Annotated in this window: 16 protein-coding genes and 1 pseudogene; 10 read left to right on the top strand and 7 right to left on the bottom strand. The window is 55.8% G+C overall.

Features of this window, described 5'->3' with window-relative positions; translation table 11 throughout:
* Nucleotides 1–59 precede the first annotated feature (59 nt).
* Complete coding sequence (locus tag ACFSW5_RS09015) at nt 60–2,861, top strand: endonuclease (protein ID WP_379271649.1); 2,802 nt, start codon at nt 60–62, stop codon at nt 2,859–2,861.
* Nucleotides 2,862–2,970: 109 nt separating this feature from the next.
* Here ACFSW5_RS09015 and ACFSW5_RS09010 read toward each other — a convergent pair whose 3' ends face one another.
* Together ACFSW5_RS09010 and ACFSW5_RS09005 are read right to left on the bottom strand one after the other, a co-directional pair.
* Nucleotides 2,971–3,717 carry a VOC family protein gene (locus tag ACFSW5_RS09010; RefSeq protein WP_379271647.1) on the bottom strand — a complete coding sequence of 249 codons (747 nt, stop codon included), beginning with the start codon at nt 3,715–3,717 and terminating at the stop codon, nt 2,971–2,973.
* Nucleotides 3,718–3,756: 39 nt separating this feature from the next.
* Nucleotides 3,757–4,638 carry an RNA polymerase sigma-70 factor gene (locus ACFSW5_RS09005; RefSeq protein ID WP_379271645.1) on the bottom strand — a complete coding sequence of 294 codons (882 nt, stop codon included), beginning with the start codon at nt 4,636–4,638 and terminating at the stop codon, nt 3,757–3,759.
* A gap of 725 nt (nt 4,639–5,363) precedes the next feature.
* Between ACFSW5_RS09005 and ACFSW5_RS09000 the strand changes: the two are divergent.
* Nucleotides 5,364–5,705: pseudogene (locus ACFSW5_RS09000) on the top strand (hypothetical protein); the annotation flags it as partial.
* Here ACFSW5_RS09000 and ACFSW5_RS08995 read toward each other — a convergent pair.
* Entirely contained in the window at nt 5,610–6,494 is an 885-nt protein-coding gene (locus ACFSW5_RS08995; protein WP_379271643.1) for a LysR family transcriptional regulator, read from the bottom strand. The pseudogene ACFSW5_RS09000 and the gene ACFSW5_RS08995 overlap by 96 nt on opposite strands.
* Before the next feature lie 123 nt (nt 6,495–6,617).
* On the opposite strand from ACFSW5_RS08995, the gene ACFSW5_RS08990 reads away from it, so the two are divergent.
* From ACFSW5_RS08990 to ACFSW5_RS08965, 6 genes are all read left to right on the top strand, one after another.
* The gene (locus ACFSW5_RS08990; protein WP_379271641.1) at nt 6,618–6,953 is read left to right on the top strand and encodes an antibiotic biosynthesis monooxygenase family protein; all 336 of its coding nucleotides are present in this window, start codon (nt 6,618–6,620) and stop codon (nt 6,951–6,953) included.
* Between the two features lie 304 nt (nt 6,954–7,257).
* On the top strand, nt 7,258–7,680 hold the full coding sequence (locus ACFSW5_RS08985) for a DoxX family protein (RefSeq protein WP_379271638.1): 423 nt from the start codon (nt 7,258–7,260) through the stop codon (nt 7,678–7,680).
* A 76-nt stretch (nt 7,681–7,756) separates the two neighbouring features.
* Entirely contained in the window at nt 7,757–8,068 is a 312-nt protein-coding gene (locus tag ACFSW5_RS08980) for an ArsR/SmtB family transcription factor (protein WP_379271636.1), read from the top strand.
* A complete protein-coding gene (locus ACFSW5_RS08975) occupies nt 8,065–8,484 on the top strand; it encodes an SRPBCC family protein (RefSeq protein WP_379271634.1) in 420 nt (139 codons plus the stop codon). Before ACFSW5_RS08980 ends, ACFSW5_RS08975 begins: the two co-directional genes overlap by 4 nt.
* A 62-nt stretch (nt 8,485–8,546) precedes the next feature.
* A complete protein-coding gene (locus ACFSW5_RS08970; protein ID WP_379271632.1) occupies nt 8,547–9,011 on the top strand; it encodes a phage tail protein in 465 nt (154 codons plus the stop codon).
* A gap of 84 nt (nt 9,012–9,095) precedes the next feature.
* Nucleotides 9,096–9,983 (top strand): serine/threonine protein kinase, encoded by an 888-nt coding sequence (locus ACFSW5_RS08965; protein WP_379271630.1) that lies wholly within the window; start codon nt 9,096–9,098, stop codon nt 9,981–9,983.
* 80 nt (nt 9,984–10,063) lie between these two features.
* Here the strand turns inward: ACFSW5_RS08965 and phnE (ACFSW5_RS08960) are convergent, their stop codons facing one another.
* The 4 genes from phnE (ACFSW5_RS08960) to ACFSW5_RS08945 all read right to left on the bottom strand — a co-directional run bounded on the left by phnE (ACFSW5_RS08960) (nt 10,064) and on the right by ACFSW5_RS08945 (nt 13,515).
* Entirely contained in the window at nt 10,064–10,864 is an 801-nt protein-coding gene (gene phnE / locus ACFSW5_RS08960) for a phosphonate ABC transporter, permease protein PhnE (protein ID WP_379271828.1), read from the bottom strand.
* Entirely contained in the window at nt 10,864–11,676 is an 813-nt protein-coding gene (phnE, locus tag ACFSW5_RS08955) for a phosphonate ABC transporter, permease protein PhnE (protein ID WP_379271628.1), read from the bottom strand. Before phnE (ACFSW5_RS08955) ends, phnE (ACFSW5_RS08960) begins: the two co-directional genes overlap by 1 nt.
* A 2-nt stretch (nt 11,677–11,678) precedes the next feature.
* Nucleotides 11,679–12,449: a phosphonate ABC transporter ATP-binding protein gene (phnC, locus tag ACFSW5_RS08950; RefSeq protein WP_379271626.1), complete on the bottom strand. Its 771-nt coding sequence runs from the start codon at nt 12,447–12,449 to the stop codon at nt 11,679–11,681.
* Nucleotides 12,450–12,567: 118 nt separating this feature from the next.
* Nucleotides 12,568–13,515, bottom strand: coding sequence for a phosphate/phosphite/phosphonate ABC transporter substrate-binding protein (locus ACFSW5_RS08945; RefSeq protein ID WP_379271825.1), 948 nt, complete (start codon nt 13,513–13,515; stop codon nt 12,568–12,570).
* Between the two features lie 223 nt (nt 13,516–13,738).
* Here ACFSW5_RS08945 and ACFSW5_RS08940 point away from each other — a divergent pair, with 223 nt between their 5' ends.
* Nucleotides 13,739–15,325, top strand: a complete 1,587-nt coding sequence (locus tag ACFSW5_RS08940) for a bifunctional metallophosphatase/5'-nucleotidase (RefSeq protein WP_379271624.1) — start codon at nt 13,739–13,741, stop codon at nt 15,323–15,325.
* 118 nt (nt 15,326–15,443) lie between these two features.
* Entirely contained in the window at nt 15,444–16,487 is a 1,044-nt protein-coding gene (locus tag ACFSW5_RS08935; RefSeq protein ID WP_379271621.1) for a leucine-rich repeat domain-containing protein, read from the top strand.
* Nucleotides 16,488–16,907 lie beyond the last annotated feature (420 nt).

Below are 16,907 nucleotides of genomic sequence, written 5' to 3'. Positions count from 1 at the left end.
CCCTATTACATGGTAGAATATGGTCGTCATTCTAGATATCTATTAAAGGAGGATTCGTAGTGGGGAAGCTTGCTGGATGGAAAGCGAAATGGTTATGGAAAGCGGCTCTTATCGCATCGTTGGCATTGCCCGTTCAAGCTCATTGGGGAAGCGGCATTCCGTCCGCCTTCGCGGAAGGGCCGACCGATCCGGCTCCGTATATCGAAGCCAAGGTCGTGAACGATAACGCCGGCAAAAAGGTGCTGTTCGACAACACGCACGCCCAAACCGCGGGTGCGGCGGACTGGGTCATCGACGGCGGCTTTTCGGATTTCGGGAACGCCCTCGCGAATAACGGCTACTATGTGAAGGAACTCCGCAAAACGACGCCTTTCACCTACGACGATCTGAAAGACTATGACGTATTCGTTATCGCCGAGCCCAACATTCCTTTCAAAACGAGCGAGCAGGCGGCCATGGAGCAGTATGTGGAGTCGGGAGGCAGCATTTTCTTTATCGGGGACCATTACAACGCGGACCGGAACAAAAACCGCTGGGACGGCTCGGAATCGTTTAACGGCTATCGCCGCGGCGCATGGGACGATCCGGCTAAAGGAATGAGCGACGAGGAAAAAGCTTCGGCCGCCATGCAGGACGTCGCAAGCTCGGATTGGCTGGCGGACAACTTCGGCGTGCGTTTCCGGTATAACGCGCTTGGCGACGTCGACGCCAACGTGATCGTAGAGCCGGAGCAGGCGTTTGGCATTACGGAAGGCGTCTCGAGCGTGGCGATGCATGCCGGCTCTACGCTGGCGATTATCGATCCGAACAAAGCGAAAGGGATCGTCTACGTGCCGGAAACGAACGAGGCGTGGGGCAATGCCGTCGATCAAGGCGTTTACAACGGCGGCGGAATCGCGGAAGGCCCGTATGTCGCCGTCTCCAAGCTGGGCGCCGGAAAAGCGGCGTTTATCGGGGACTCCTCGCCGGTCGAAGACGTGACGCCGAAATATTTGCGGGAGGATACCGGCGCGAAAAAAACGACGTACGACGGCTTCAAGGAAGCGGACGACGCCGTGCTGCTCGTCAATCTGATCGATTGGCTGTCCGAGAAGGAAAGCTATACGTCTTTCAGCGAAGTAAGCGGTCTGGAGCTGGACGAGCCGACCGAGCTGCTGCCGTTCGAAGCGCCGGAAGCGTCGACGGAACCGAAGCCGGAGCCGTGGGCCGCGCCCGAAGCGGGGTATAAATGGTACGACCGCTCGACGTTTAAGCCCGGCTCCTACGGCGGCCCTCCCGTAGTGGATAATCCGGTCTACAGCTTCGTCCATCAGGACACGCTTCCGAACGCGGAGCCGTTCCAAATTCGGGTCGTGGTGGACAATATGGCTGCCGGCGCTACGGTCTCCGGTTTTACCGCGGGCATCTATTTGACGGGCGGCACGCAGGTCGCGCAAGTGCAAAACGCCGACGGCACTTGGCCGGCGGCCTACGGCTACAGCGCGGCGTTCAGCCTGACGGCCGATGAGACCGGCCGTGCATACAAGGATTTGACCGTTCGGCTGAAGCCGGGAACGACCGGCTCCGCCAATTTGCGCCTCCGTCTCAACGGTTCGAACCTGCTGACGAAGACCGTCGCGACCGGCGACGTTCCGGCCGAAGAACTGCCGGACGACAACGGCGGCATTCCGCAATTGATCTCCATTGCCGAAGCGCGTGCGCTAAGCGCCGGTACAATCGTGACCGTCGAAGGCGTCGTGACGACGAAGCCGGGCGCTTTCGGCGGACAAGCTTTCTATTTGCAGGATGAGACCGGAGGGATCTACGTCTTTCAGAACGCTGCGGGCTATCAGCAGGGAGACGTGCTGAAGGTGACGGCTCCGCTCGCTATATACAATACGGAGCTGGAACTGGCCGATATCGTCAAGATCGAAAAGACGGGGACGGCCGATTTGCCGGAAGCCGAAGCTGCGGATACGGTGGACGATTCGAACCAAGGCGAGCTTGTTCAATTGAAGGGCGTTACGATCACGAACATCATAACGGCTTCGCCAAGCGGATCTTTTGAATTCGATGCGGTCGGCGGCGGCATCAGCACGCATGTGCGCGTCGACGCCCGGACGGGCCTGACGCTCTCCGATTTTCCTTACGAGGAAGGGGATGTCGTAGACATTACGGGGGTTGCCGCGATTTTTAGAAGCGTATATCAACTGAAGCCAAGAGGACTGTCGGACTTCGCCGAAGCCATGGAGTCTCCGATTGCCGCAGGCGCGCCGGGCGCGCCTGTTCTCTCGGACGATAACGGGCACGACACCGGGCTTCTGGACGGAAATTATACGGTTACGATGAACATGTGGTGGGGCAACAACGCGGTTCTCTATAAACTGTACGAGGACGGAGAGCTCATCGACAAGGTGAGATTGACGGATGCGTCGCCGTCCGCCCAGTCCGTACAAACCGCGATAACGGGCAAGGCGAACGGCACTTACGTATACACGGCGGAGCTTACGAATGCATACGGAACGACGACCAGCAATACGCTGACGGTCAAAGTGACCGACGCCTCGCCGGGCAAGCCGGTGCTGGCGGCGAACAACTGGGACGGCGACGGCAGCTACGACGTGGAGATGGATCTGTGGTGGGGAACGAACGCTACCGAATACCGTCTCTACGAGAACGACCGGCTGATCGACACGCAGCAGCTGGAAGCGGCGACGCCGAACGCCCAAAGCGCCGTCACTTCGATTGAAGGCCGCACCCCCGGCACGTATGTATACCGGGGAGAGCTGGTCAACGACGCGGGCGTAACGTCCAGCGACACAATTACCGTGGAAGTAACGGAGGAAGCTGCGACGGAGACAGCCGTGCCGGAGGCCGCGTAATAACCGTGCGAATACAGGGCGGTCCGAAGCTGGCGATTAAGCTTCGGACCGCCGGTACGAGGCTATACCGCCGGCATGGCGGACGCCGACTCCGTCATGGGCTTGAAGCTCATGGACGAATCGCTTCCTCGCCTTCGGGCGATGACGTCTCGGCAACGGTACGAATGACGTAAGGATACCCGCCCAGCTGAAACTCGCCGCTGCAATCCGCCAGCACGGTCATGCGAATCGGATGGATCTCCGGTACTCGTCGCGTAGGATACCAACCGATCTCGGTATTGCCCAAAATAAACATGCCGTGATCGTCGCCGAGCATCTGAAACGACTTCCCGTCTCCGACATAAGGCGTAACGTCAATCCGCGATCTCAGGTAATCCATCGCCTCCGGCACGGTGTTCCGAAGCGGAAATCCGATCTCGCTGACATTCAGGACGGACGAACTTCCGAAAGGCTCGGACGAGCCGTTGTTCATCCGATGCCGAGCGATAAATTCGACGAGGTTGCCCGCCGGATCTTCGAAATAGAAGGCATGCGCGTCGGTTCCCTCGAAAAACGCGATATCGTCCTCGGCACCGATGTGCAAGAAATCGATCGGTTTCGCTTCAAGCACCGGGCAGCTCCGGTCAAGCAGCCACGCCTTCGCCTCTTCGATCTTGTTTTCGGGGATGTTCATGGCGAAGTGATAATTAGGCGCCGCATCACCTTCTTCACGGATGAACGTCAACCTCGTCGCACCGGCAACGGCCGTGAATGCGTTCGACGACCGAGCTTCCAAAGGAAAGCCTAACGTCCCCCCGTAAAATTGTTTCATCTCCTCCAATTTGCCGGTCTTGAGCTGCAGTTCCGTTATTTTCATGCTTTATTCCTCCTATTTTATCGTGTTCCACGGTTACGATTAGCGACACATATGCCGAAGTTTATCCGGATTGGCGACGGCATAGATCGTTCGGATACGGCCGCCCATGGCTTCGAACGCATACACGTAGGCTACCCGGCCGTCGATCGTCAAGATGAGACCGGGGCTCCCGTTCACAAGCGCGATCCTGAACGAATAGCGGCTGTCCGGCGCCCGAAACCAGCGGAACAACGCTTCGTAAAACTTTATCACGTTCGCAGCTCCGGCAACCGGATGGGGCACGGCCTGAACTTTTCCGCCTCCGTCGCTGTAATGGATCGCGTCCTTCGCCAGCAGCTGCAGAAGGATGCCCGTATCGCCATCGATCAACGCCTTGATAAACTGCCGCACCTGCGATTCCGTTACGGTATTGGCTGCATCTCCCGAAGATTTGCGACGGCAGATGTTTTTTTTAGCCCGATGGAAAATTTGGCGGCAGTTGAAGCTGCTTTTCCCTACGACGTCCGCAATCTCGTCATAAGAGTACTCGAATACTTCTCGCAGCAGGAAGACGGCCCGCTCGGCAGCATTGAGCTGCTGCAAGAGCAGCAGATAAGCCGTCGAGAGAGATTCCTTCTGCTGATAAATTTCGGACGGGTCCGTATCGGCATTCCATTGCGACACGAGCGGCTCCGGGAGCCATGTGCCGACGTATACTTCCCGCTGCTTGGCGGAAGAGTGCAGCAGGTTCAGGCACCGGTTCGTGACGATCTTGCATAGATAAGCTTTCTCGTTGTTAAGACGCGTCTCCGGCTCCAGCCGGCCGACCGCCATGAAAGCCTCGTGCACGATATCTTCCGCATCGGTAACGCTGCCCAGCATCCGATAGGCTAGCGAGAACAACATGGGCCGATAGGCGCGGTACATTTTTTCCGTATCCATAACGCTCCTTCCTGCACTTTGCGATTTTACTTCGCAAGGATATGCTGTTTCACCTCTTCATAAATAAGACAGGAAAGCCGGCAAAAGTGTGACAGATTCAGATGCCGTTTGCATCCGATACGGAGCGAATTCAGGGTAAGAGCCTTCCGTCGGCTGCTATTCTTCGGCCTGGCGGGGCCGTTGTGTCGGCGACTCGCGCAATTCTATGGTATATTTTGGGGTAAGTTAAAATTAATGGGTGATGCAGTCGTCTGGAAGGAGGAGGTTTGATGAATGCGGCCAGCGGTCTTCGGTTATTGGGGTTGTCGACGATCAGCATGGGAGTTTTATACCTTCCACCGGTCTTGGAGCGGTTGTGGAATTTGGAAGCCGCCCCAATCGGAGGGCTTTGGAGTATTCTGCATTTCGTGTTAGGGACCGCTATGTGCTCAAGAGAATATAGCCGGAGCAGGAGCATCGTACTGTGGATTAACGGTCTCTATCATGGTATATGGGGTGTTCTGATCTTGAGTTCATTTCATCCCTTATCAAAAGAACCCCTCGGCTTATTACTGTACCTTATGCATTTTATATTGGTTGCGGGCTCTGCATGGCTTGCTTGGAAGCTACGGAACGGGAAGGAGATTTTTCGGTAAAAAAGGAGAAGAATCCTTCTCGAATCCAGTGTCGTAGCCGGATTCCTTACAGTTGGAACGGGCAAACGAGCTTGAACTACGGTCGGCGGAAGAATAGAAGGCAATGAGGATATCGATGCGGCTTTGGACCGCGAAACGGTGGAAGAAGCCGGCTTGATTTTAGAGGCTAAAAGGGTGCCGTTTGCCGCTTGGTATTGGGAAAGTACAGATACGTATACCGTTTTTGTTATCGCGAAAGTAAAACATCTCGGAGACATGCCGGAAGGATTCGAGACGACTGGCAGAGTCATCATGAACCTTGAAACCGACCTACGAACGTTTTTTAAAACGATGACATCAGCTTCCGCGCTCTTCGGAACGAAAGGCTTCGATAATAAACGATATCGCTTTGGAAGCTGCAGGTCCCGTTTTTTTGAAGGAGACCGCGGCTAAACCGATCGTTCTGCGGGCTTCCGGGACAAGCGGGCGAACCGAAATGCCCGAAGGCGCGTCCGAAACGATCGTTTCGGGCAGGATGCTTACGCCCAGGCCGTTTCGCACCATCGCCATGATGGCATGGTCGTCTTCCAGCTCGAATCGGACATTCGGCGAGCCGCCTTGCTCCGCAAACCATCGACGAACGTTCGTATCGCATCCTTTGGCCGGCATAATGAACGGCTCGCCCGCGACATGGCCGATATGGATAACACGTTCTTCGCAAAGCCTATGCCCGGAAGGCATAACGAACAGCATTTTATCCTCTTTTAATCGGATCAGATCCAGCCCTTCGGCTCTCTCTGCGTTAACAAAACCAAAATCGACGGTGCCTTTCGCAATCCAGCTTTCGATCTCCATGTAGTCCCCGTCAAGCAGCTTGAGCTCGATAAGCGGATATCGGTTCTGAAAATGTTTGATAATTTCGGGCAGCCAATGAATCGATACGCTCGTAAAAGTACCGATCGTAACCTTTCCGGTTTCCAGCCCCTTAATGCGATCGGCTTGCTGCATAAGCTTCTCCTGAAGATGCACCATTTCTTTCATATATTCCAATAGCCGTTCGCCTTCATGCGTTAGCCGGACGCCGGAGCGGTCCCGAATAAGAAGCTGAAGTCCGAGCTCGGTTTCCAGGCTTGAAACGGCATGGCTGACGGCCGACTGCGTCACGTTCAGCAGCTCCGCGGCTTTGGTGAAGCTTCCGGTTTCCGCCGCTTTGACGACGATTTCGTATTTTAACAAGCTCATGCGGCTGCTCCTTTAACATGAAAAAGATTCATAACCTTTATTTTAAACATTCAATTTATTTATTGAAAGAGTGCTCTTATAATTCAAGTAGTTCGTAACTTAAGCGACTGGAGGAATCAAACAATGGGATCTATTGCCAAAACGCCGGAACCGCCTTATTATGCGGTTATTTTCACTTCGCAGCTGTCGGACGGAGACCATAAGAGCTACGAGGCCATGGGGGACAAAATGGTCGAGCTTGCCGCGCAGCAGAAAGGCTTCCTGGGCGTGGAAAGCGTGCGCTCGAAGGAGGACGGGCTCGGAATTACCGTCTCCTATTGGGAAACGCTAGAGGATATTAAAGCGTGGAAGGAGCACTCCTTGCATCGGGTTGCTCAGCAAAAAGGGAAGACGGAATGGTATGACCGTTACTTCCTGCGGGTCAGCAAGGTCGAGCGCGACAGCTTTATGAATATTTAACTCCCGTAGCCGAACCGCTCGCACCTCTGCGGTACAGCGCAATCATAACGGCCGCCAAGAACAAGCCCCTTTAAGTAAACGCTATTGTTTGCTTAAAGGGGCTTTGTTTGTTGTGTGCCTTAACCTCCAACGGCGGCCCCATACTTTGCCGGGCATGCGGAGTTTAAAAATAGTGTTGACACGACACCGTAAGGTGTCATATAATCAAACCGACACCAAATGGTGTCGGTTTAGCGGATACCGATTTGGAAAACTTGGAATCAGAATAAGTTTCGCTTGAAACAATGATGAGGAGGAAAAACAAATGAGTAAAATGATCGGTTTGGAAACAACCACGAAAGGTGAAGTTCGGTCCCAAGGGAAAGCGATCGCTTATTGGTCTGTCACATCACTGCTTGCAGCAGCTGTTATAATGAGCGGTATAGGGCAACTGCTGCAATATGGGGGGAACCTCGAGCTGGTGACGAGTCTTGGTTACCCGTTGTACATCCTGACCATTCTCGGGATTTGGAAGGTGCTTGGAGCCATCGCTCTCCTTATGCCGGGGTTTCCTCGGCTTAAAGAATGGGCTTACGCGGGTATCTTCTTTTTGATGACGGGCGCGGCTTTGTCTCATGCGTTTGCTAACGATTATGGCGATAACGGGTTCAATGTTATCCTTCCGCTTTGTTATGCCGCGCTAAATATCGCTTCGTGGGCGCTGCGCCCGAAGAACCGCAAACTTTAGGGATCGTGGTAAAATTAACGGAGAACCCTTCTTCCCGCCAGAAGATACTGACTAGAGAAAACAAGGAGGGAGTGCTGTGAGGGATGTGTTTGACGCGATCGCAGATCCGACCAGGCGCCGAATCATTCGTCTGCTAGCGGAATCTGAGGAGCTGCCGCTTCATGAATTAACGCCGCATTTTCCAATGGGACGTACGGCGGTATCCAAGCATTTGACGATCCTGAAAGAGGCCGGACTGGTATATGACCGGAAAGTCGGCAGAGAGACGCGGTTTAGGCTCAACGCCTCTCCGCTCAAAGAAATTCAAGATTGGGTGGCTTTCTACAGCAATTTCTGGAGCGAGAATATGCTGCGCTTGAAACAACTATTAGAGGAGGAAGAAGAATGAGTTTAACTTTATCTATGGATTTTCAGTTCGCGACATCGATCGAGAAGCTTTGGTCCGCTTTAACCGATTCGAGCAAGCTTGCCAAGTGGGTGGCCAACATCCACACCGGGCAGCCGATGGAGAATGATTTTGAACCCGTCGTGGGACATCGGTTTCAGTTCCGCACGCAGCCGAACGAATATTGGAACGGAATTATCGAAGGCGAAGTACTGCTCGTGGAGGAACCGCACCGGTTGTCCTATACTTGGGCGAGCGGCGAGAAGCACACGGTCACCTGGACGCTGCAGGATTTAGGGGACGGAAAGGTTAACCTGCATCTCGAACAAACCGGAATTTCGAATGCTCCGGCACTGAACGGCGCCAAATATGGCTGGACTAAATGGTGCGGCGAGCTTGAAAAGGTGCTGGAGCAGTAACTGCATCGGAACAACAACACGGATTTCGTTTATAAAATAAAGGGATACGAGGAGAGTTGAAAATGTCCAATATCGTTGATTTCAAAAATGTGTCTACGGCCGGTTTGGAAGTTTCGCCTGTGGCAGAAGCGCTTGCCGGTTTACGCGCGAATGAAGCCCGTTACTTTATGAACAAATACAAGCATGAGTTTACGGTTGTACCCGCCAGCGAAAGCCAGGAGACCCTGGATTATGTGAACCGCATTTTAAAGGAAGAACGCGGCATTGAGTTTGCGGCCAAACCTCTGGAAACATCGCGTTTTCAAGTGGAAAATATCAAATGGGCTTTCGTCTTTTACGAGGATGGTCTAGGGATCAACGTCATGTATACGGTCGATGACCCCAAGAAGCGGGCTGTTGGCTTTAAGCTTTCCGAAGGGATGGAAGTGCCGAAGGAGCTGGAAGGGAAGTTTAAGTTCGCCAGGCAGAAGTCTAAACTGGCCGGAACGATTCGGGGTTCGTTTTTTGTCATTAAAGGCGAATATTAAAATATTCCTAGGGGCTGTCCCAAAAGTCATCATAAAACGAAGGGGGACACCCTTTTCATTTTGTAAACCAAAAGGAGAGATCGGATGACGAATCATTGCCGTATCGAACTTCACGATGTGGCGTTTCGGTTACAACAAAAACATGATTTTCATTGGCTTGAAGAGCTGGGCCGGGTGTTTGCCGTTTTCGACCAACAGGATTCCGGAAACATTGGCTTCGGCGTTGAAAGCGGCGCAGGGAAGTTCTTTGTGAAGTACGCCGGAGCCAAAACGTTAGCTTATTCCGGCGGCGAACAGGAAGCCATTGCAAACCTGAAAACAGCCGTACGCCTTTATCATGAATTACGCCACCCGTCCTTAGTTACGCTGGTTGATCATTTCTACGCGGGATCGGGCTATGCCGCCATCTTCAAATGGTTTGAAGGAGAATCCCTTCATCCTCACTGGTCGTTTCCTCCGCCCGACAAGTATACTCATCCCGATTCCCCTTATTATCGATTCAGACGGCTGTCCGTCGAACAAAGGCTGGAATCGTTGGATCGCATTTTTTCATTCCATGAGTTTGTTGCACAAAACGGTTTTGTCGCCGTTGATTTTTATGACGGCAGCCTGATGTACGATTTTGAGAAAAACGAAATTCAAATATGCGATATTGACCTTTACCAAAGGAAGCCGTTCGTCAACACAATGGGCAGGCTTTGGGGGTCATCCCGTTTTATGTCGCCGGAAGAATTTGAATTTGGCGCTCCGATTGATGAACGAACCAATGTATTTACGATGGGGGCGACCGCTTTTGCTTTGCTGGGCGGCGAGCTAGATCGCTCCTTCGAAAAATGGGAAGCGGGCGAGGCGCTTTACCAGGTCGCCCTGCAGGCGGTAAATCCAGACCGAATGACGAGGTACGAAAGCTTGACGGAAATGAAGAGAGCATGGGACTCGGCGTTGAAAAGCAGTCGTCATGGACTGCGCTGACGGGCTCGTTCATGAAGACGCGAAGGCATCCGATCGTTATGATCGGATGCCTTTTCGCTACCGGGGCCGTGCAGCCCGCTTTACACGAGCTTTTTCCGGATGGCGCCGGAGATGAGGTCGATGATCGTGATCATGACGACGATGCCGAGCAGAATAATGCCGACGCGGTCCCAGCTGCGCGTGCTCAGGGCGAAGATGAGCGGCGTGCCGATGCCGCCGGCGCCGATGACGCCGAGGATCGTGGCGGAGCGGACGTTAATTTCGAACCGGTACAGCGTGTAAGAGAGAAATCCCGGCAGCACCTGCGGGATGACGGCGTACCAGAGCACCTGCAGCCGGTTGGCCCCGGAAGCCGTCAACGCTTCGATCGGCCCGCGGTCGATATTCTCGACCTCGTCGGAGAACAGCTTGCCGAGCATTCCGATGGAATGCAGGCCAAGCGCCATCACCCCCGCGAACGAGCCCGGACCGACCGCCTTGATGAACAACAGCGCCATAATGATTTCCGGGAACGTCCGGATGAAGCTGAGCACCGCTTTGCCGGCGCCGGAGGCGGCACGGAAGCGGCTCATGTTGCGCGATGCCCAGAAGGCAAACGGGATGCACAACACCGCGGAAATGAACGTGCCCAGCACGGAGATGGCAAGCGTATCGAGCAGCCCCCGCAGCAAATCTTCGCCGTCCGGCAAATAGACGTAATCCCAATCCGGCGAAAAAATGCCGGCCACGATCGATTTCATGACTTGGCCCGCGGTTTCCTTGAAGCCGGAGAACGGCACGCCCGCGAGCGCCCAAACGTAAACGGCGATAAGCGCGATGTAGATGAGCCAGCGGTAAGGGTTCTTCTTCGGCTTGCGAACGACGGTTTCCCATGTATTCATCATAGCAGCTTCTCCCGCAGCTTCGTGCTCGCGTAATCGATCAGCAAGACGATAGCCAGTGTAAATAAGATGATGACGCAAGTTTTGTCGTATTCGAGAAAACCAAGCGTCGCTTCGTAATAAAGCCCGATGCCGCCGGCCCCTACAAGACCGAGGATCGCTGCGGCCCGGACGTTGATTTCGAACGTATACAGCACGAACGATATAAAGTGCGCCTGGATCTGCGGCACGACGCCGTAGACGATCCATTGCACCCGGTTAGCCCCGACGGCGGTCATCGCCTCCAGCGGTCCGCGGTCGATCGTCTCCAGCGCCTCGTACAGCAGCTTGGCGATCAAGCCGACGGAAAACACGGCCAGCGCAAGGATGCCCGGCACCGGACCGATGCCGAATACGGCCACGAATATCGCGGCGAGCAGCAGGTCCGGAATCGTCCGCACCAGATTGAGCACGAAGCGGGCCGGATAATACAGCCAGCGGTTCGGCGTCAGGTTGCTTGCGCAAAGCAGGGCGACGGGAATGGCGATAATCGCGCCGATCGTCGTGCCGAGCAGCGCCATTCGGATCGTGTCCAGCATGCCGGTTACGATGTTGTCGAAATACGACCAGCGCGGCGGAAACATTTGCTCCAGCAAATCCCACATGTTCGGCAGGCCGATGAATAACTCTTTAAAGGAAGCTTCCGTCTGAATGCCGCTGCCCCACAGGAGCACAACAATTAGCGCAGCCGTCAAAAGATGCTTCAAACGGCCGGGAGGAGCGGGACGGTTGATTTCCGGCTTGGCGTTAGGGACGTTCAAATCGGCGTTCATGCTCATACGACATCCCCAAGCATTTCGTCCCGCTGAATCGGACGGCCGTATATTTCCGCGAAACGCTCGTCGGTCGCTTCCGATACCGGCCCGTCGAAGACGACTTCGCCTGCCCGCAGGCCGATGATTCTCGTCGCGTATTCTCTGGCGAGATCGATAAAGTGTAGGTTGACGATCGTCGTGATGCCCAGCTCGACGTTAATTTTTTTCAAATCGTCCATCACTTGCTTTGTGGTCAGCGGATCAAGCGAAGCGACGGGCTCGTCGGCCAGGATGATTTTCGCTTCCTGGGCCAGCACGCGCGCGATCGCGACCCGCTGCTGCTGGCCGCCCGACAGCTCGTCGGCGCGGGAATAAGCTTTCTCCACGATGTTGACCCGGTTCAGCGCTTCGAACGCCAGATCGACGTCCTGCTTCGGAAAACGTCCGAGAACGGTGCGGAGCGTGGAATGGTAGCCGACCCGTCCGGCCAGCACGTTGCGCAGCACGCTGGAGCGCTTGACGAGGTTGAAGCTTTGGAAAATCATGCCGATATCGCGGCGGATCAGGCGGAGCTGCTTGCCTTTCGCTTGCGTAATCGAGCTGCCGTTAATGAGGATGTCGCCCTCCGTAATGTCGTGCAGCCGGTTGATCGACCGCAGCAGCGTCGACTTGCCGGCGCCGGACAAGCCGACGACGGCGACGAATTCGCCTTTGCCGATCGTCAGGTTAATATTGTTCAAGCCTTTGGTCGCATTGGGGTACACCTTCGAAACGTTGCGAAGCTCTATCATGCCTGCTTGCCCCCTTACCTTTCGGTCCAGTATAGGATAACGGGACAAGCCAGTACCGGCGCCGGAGCGCCGATACTGGCTTGTCCCGTCTGTCAAGAAATCCAATCGAGCACGGGATTTACTCGGTTTTCACCTTTTCGCCGTATTCGCGGACGATGTTAAATACGCTGTCTTCCGATTTCACGTAGCCGCGGTGCGAATAAATGTCGAAGATGATTTTGCCGCCTTCCGGATCCTGGCCGATATCGATAAACGCTTGCTGGATTTTGGCGACCCAATCGGCGTTCATGTCGGAACGGACGGAGACCGTGTCGTTCGGAATCGGCTCGGTTTTGACGACGACGCGGGTATCGTCGAATACGGTCGGGTAATCTTTCACGACGGTGTTGCGCGCGTCTTGGAAAATAGCGGCTGCGTCCACGTCGCCGTTCAGCACGGCGATTACCGCCTGATCGTGGCCTTTAACCGTAACCGGCTCTACGTCCTTCAGCGGGTCGATGCCGGCTTCGAGCAGCTCGGCGGCCGGCCATACGTATCCGGCGGAGGAGGTGACGTTCTGATAAGCGATTTTTTTGCCTTTTAAGTCTGCGACGCTTTGAATGGGGGAATCTTTTTTGACGATAATCATCGCGTAATACGAATCGACCAGCTCGGTCGTCTCTTTGCCGGTAGCGTCTTCGACGCCGTAGCGCTGCGCCTGGAGAGCGACCTCGGCCGCGCCTTTTTCTTTCGCCAGCACGTAAGCCGTCGGAGGCAGGAAGCCGACGTCGACTTTTTTCGAAGCCATCGCTTCGATGATGGTGTTGTAGTCCGTCGATACGCTGACTTTAACCGGAATGCCCAGCTTGTCCCCCAGAAGCTTCTCGAGCGGCTTCGCTTTCGCTTCCAGCGTGTCCGCGTTTTGCGAAGGAACGAATTGGACGGTCAATTCGGTCGGAACATACCCCTCGGGAGCCGCGCTAGGTTCGGCCGACGGCGATGCAGAAGCGGATTCGCCCGGAGTCGGAGCGGCGGACGAGCCCCCGTTGGAAGAAGAGCCGCCGTTGCCCCCGCAGGCGCCCAACATGAGAACCGCGGACAAGAGCAGCGGTAAAGCAAATGCGCGCAATTTTTTCAATCTGATTCCCTCCAAATCTTTCTATTAGTCTTACTTGCCTAATATATTAAGCTTTTATTATCTTTAGGTAAAGTAGGAATTAATATATTGTAAAGACAAAAAGTTACATATAAAGTCAGGTATAAACTGCTACAATGGAAGAATAAGTCGATAGGGCAGGAGAGTGGGAGAGATGGAGCAGAAAGAACGCATTATATGCCGGATTATGGCGACCAGCGACATTCATGGGTACATTCGGGACATCGATTACCGGACGAACGGGAAGAAGGACACGGGACTCGCGAAGCTCGGATCGTTGATCCGGCAGGTGCGGGAACGCGGGGAAGCGATGCTGCTGATCGATAACGGCGACCTGCTGCAAGGCTCGCCTCTTGCTTCTTTCGCGGCTGCAAGGCCGGAAGGGACTCACCCGTTCATTCAAGCGCTGGACGCGCTCGGTTACGATGCCGCCGTTCCCGGCAATCACGAGTTCAATTACGGCCTTCCGCTGCTGCGGCAGGCGGTTCGCGATTCCCGGTTTCCGTGGCTGTCCGCCAATATCGTGGACGAATCGACGGGCGAGCCGGCTTTTGGTCCGCCGTATGTCGTCAAATGGCTGGAAGGCCAATTAAAGGCGGTTATATTGGGCCTTACGACGCATTATATCCCGAATTGGGAAAATCCCCGCCATATCGAAGGACTGAAGTTCCGGGACGCGCTTGAAGCGGCGAAGGAATGGGTCCGGCGCATCCGCGACACGGAGCGGCCGGATCTGCTGATCGTCAGCTACCACGGCGGCTTCGAACGCGATCTGGAGACCGGGGAGCCGACGGAGCGGCTTTCGGGCGAAAATCAAGGCTACGCCATATGCGCGGAAGCCGAAGGGATTGACGTGCTGGTTACCGGGCATCAGCACCGGCTAATCGCCGGGGAAGTTAACGGGGTGGCCGTCGTTCAGCCGGGGTCGGGCGGGCAAGCCGTCGGGATGGTTACGGTCGAGCTCGAGAAGAGCGGAGGCCGATGGGCCGTTACCGCGAAGCGCGCGGAGCTGCTGCAGCCGGACGAAGCGACGCCGGCGGACGAGGCGGTTATGAAGCTGACCGGCGAGCTGGAGCGGCGGACGCAAAGCTGGCTGGACGAGCCGATCGGCCGGGCGGAAGGCGATTTGCGGATCGACGACCCGTTTGCCTGCCGCTTGGCGGCGCATCCTTTTATTTCGTTCGTACATCAGGTTCAGCTTGCGGCGACGGGTGCGGAGCTGTCGAATACGGCGCTTTTAAGCGAAGAGGCCCGGGGCTTCGGAACGAATATTACGATGCGCGACGTGCTGTCGAACTTCGTCTATCCGAATACGTTAACGGTTCTTCGGCTGACCGGCAAGGACATACGGGAGGCGCTGGAGCAGACGGCCGCTTATTTCGACATGGACGAAGCGGGCGGGCCTGCCGTAAGCCGGGCCTATTTGGAGCCGAAGCCGCAGCACTATAACTACGATATGTGGGCGGGCATCGAATACGAGCTGAACGTCTCCTTGCCGGTCGGCAAGCGGGTCACGAAGCTGACGCGCGGCGGGGAGCCGGTCGCCGACGACCGGTCGTTCACCGTCGTCATGAGCAATTACCGCGCGGCGGGGGGCGGCGATTACGACATGTTCCGCGGCAAGCCCGTCGTGCTGGAAGGGGCGGACGACATGGCGGTGCTCGCAGCCGATTACATTAGGCGGCACGGCGTCATCCGTGCGGACGGCGAGCGGAACTGGCGGGTTGTGGCGGGATCGTGACGGGGAACCTTATGTGCGTAATTGGCGTCGGAATTGGCATCGGGATGGGTGTCGGGGCTGTATCGGGAGCTTTCCGCGGAAATAAACGGGGAGTTCATCATGAAGGAGGAGGTTTCACGTGAAAAAAGCAATCCGATTGCGGTCCGAGCCTTACGGAGACGGCTACAAGGCGCTGATCGATTATGCGATCGCAAACGGCGATACGTTTGTTGTAGGCGTGCATAGGTATGAAGGAATCGATGAAGAGGTGTCCCTGTATACGAAGAACTATGCGGATCTGTTGACCAAGCTGCTCCCGTTCCGGGTGGCCGAGTACACCTTTGAAGAGCTTCGTCAAACGAGCGGCGTCGCATATACGCCGGGCGTGTATTATGCCTACCGATGCTGCGAGGAGGCGGGGGCGCTGCTGAAGGAAGCGGCGGACAGCCTGTACGCTTGGCGGGGCCCCGACCTGCCGGAGGATTTGACGTTCCGGGACCGCGAAGGGAACGATTTTCTTCTGAATATCGCCCATGAAGAGATCGGGAGATTGTCCGTTGAGGAAGCGGAAGCGGAGCGGCTGTCGAACGAAATCGAAGGTTTGTTTCTGGAGTTAAGCCGGCATGTGGATTTCGACAAGTTTCTGGACGACGCCATCCGGCATCAAGCGCTGTCGCTGCATATCGAAAACTTCGGCATAACCGAAATTCCGCCACGAATCGGCAAGCTGAAACGGCTAAAGCAGCTGACATTATTCGAGCAGAACGTCAGGCGGCTTCCCCGCGAGCTGTTCGATATCGAAACGCTGGAGGAACTGACGATTTATTGCGCCGACCTGGAGGAAATCCCGCCGGAAATCGGACGGTTGAAGCGTCTGCGAAGCTTGTCTATTATCGGTGGGAGCTACTATGGCGTGCCGGTCGGCGGCGTTATTCCGAAGGCGGCGATGTCGCTGAACCGGTTGCCCGATGAAATCGGCGAATTGGAGGCGTTGGAGCATTTAACCGTGAACCATACCGGCATACGCGAACTCCCCGGTACAATGGCCGGCCTGCGCCGGCTGGTCACTTGCAATGTCGAGAACAATCTGCTGGACAAAAGGCCGGGGCTGCTGTACAAGCTGCCTCGCATCCGTTACGTTTTTACCGGAAGTAACCCGTATTCCGAGCGGAAAAAGCGATGAGCAAAGCGTCATGGGCGCCCGGCCGGCGCGGGAGCGCCGCACGAGGTGCAAAAGTGCACCAGGTGGGTGCCCGGACGGCACGGGAGCGCCGCATGAGGTGCAAAAGTGCACCACGTGGGTACCGGGCCGGCACCGGAGCGTCGCACGAGGTGCAATAATGCACCCGATGGATGCCCGGACGGCACCGGAGCGCCGCACGAGGTGCAAAAGTGCACCACGTGGGTACCGGGCCGGCACCGGAGCGCCCCATGAGGTGCAAAAGTGCACCACGTGGGTACCGGGACGGCGCGGGAGCGCCGCACGAGGTGCAAAAGTGCACCAGGTGGGTGCACGGACGGCACGGGAGCGCCGCACGAGGTGCAAAAGTGCACCAGGTGGGTGCACGGACGGCACGGGAGCGCCGCACGAGGTGCAAAAGTG

Source organism: Paenibacillus thailandensis, assembly GCF_042685365.1.
GTDB classification, from domain to species: Bacteria; Bacillota; Bacilli; order Paenibacillales; family Paenibacillaceae; genus Paenibacillus_AP; species Paenibacillus_AP thailandensis.
This window is presented reverse-complemented; position numbering and strand designations above follow the sequence as displayed.

Bases quoted from the DNA above. Each gene is read 5' to 3' on its own strand.
- ACFSW5_RS08970 (WP_379271632.1), top strand. From the start codon at position 8,547: ATGTCCAATATCGTTGATTTCAAAAATGTGTCTACGGCCGGTTTGGAA.
- ACFSW5_RS08985 (WP_379271638.1), top strand. From the start codon at position 7,258: ATGAGTAAAATGATCGGTTTGGAAACAACCACGAAAGGTGAAGTTCGG.
- ACFSW5_RS09010 (WP_379271647.1), bottom strand. From the start codon at position 3,717: ATGAAAATAACGGAACTGCAGCTCAAGACCGGCAAATTGGAGGAGATG.
- ACFSW5_RS08995 (WP_379271643.1), bottom strand. From the start codon at position 6,494: ATGAGCTTGTTAAAATACGAAATCGTCGTCAAAGCGGCGGAAACCGGA.
- ACFSW5_RS08990 (WP_379271641.1), top strand. From the start codon at position 6,618: ATGGGATCTATTGCCAAAACGCCGGAACCGCCTTATTATGCGGTTATT.
- phnE (WP_379271828.1), bottom strand. From the start codon at position 10,864: ATGAATACATGGGAAACCGTCGTTCGCAAGCCGAAGAAGAACCCTTAC.
- phnC (WP_379271626.1), bottom strand. From the start codon at position 12,449: ATGATAGAGCTTCGCAACGTTTCGAAGGTGTACCCCAATGCGACCAAA.
- ACFSW5_RS08945 (WP_379271825.1), bottom strand. From the start codon at position 13,515: ATGTTGGGCGCCTGCGGGGGCAACGGCGGCTCTTCTTCCAACGGGGGC.
- ACFSW5_RS08965 (WP_379271630.1), top strand. From the start codon at position 9,096: ATGACGAATCATTGCCGTATCGAACTTCACGATGTGGCGTTTCGGTTA.
- ACFSW5_RS08975 (WP_379271634.1), top strand. From the start codon at position 8,065: ATGAGTTTAACTTTATCTATGGATTTTCAGTTCGCGACATCGATCGAG.
- ACFSW5_RS09005 (WP_379271645.1), bottom strand. From the start codon at position 4,638: ATGGATACGGAAAAAATGTACCGCGCCTATCGGCCCATGTTGTTCTCG.
- phnE (WP_379271628.1), bottom strand. From the start codon at position 11,676: ATGAACGCCGATTTGAACGTCCCTAACGCCAAGCCGGAAATCAACCGT.
- ACFSW5_RS08940 (WP_379271624.1), top strand. From the start codon at position 13,739: ATGGAGCAGAAAGAACGCATTATATGCCGGATTATGGCGACCAGCGAC.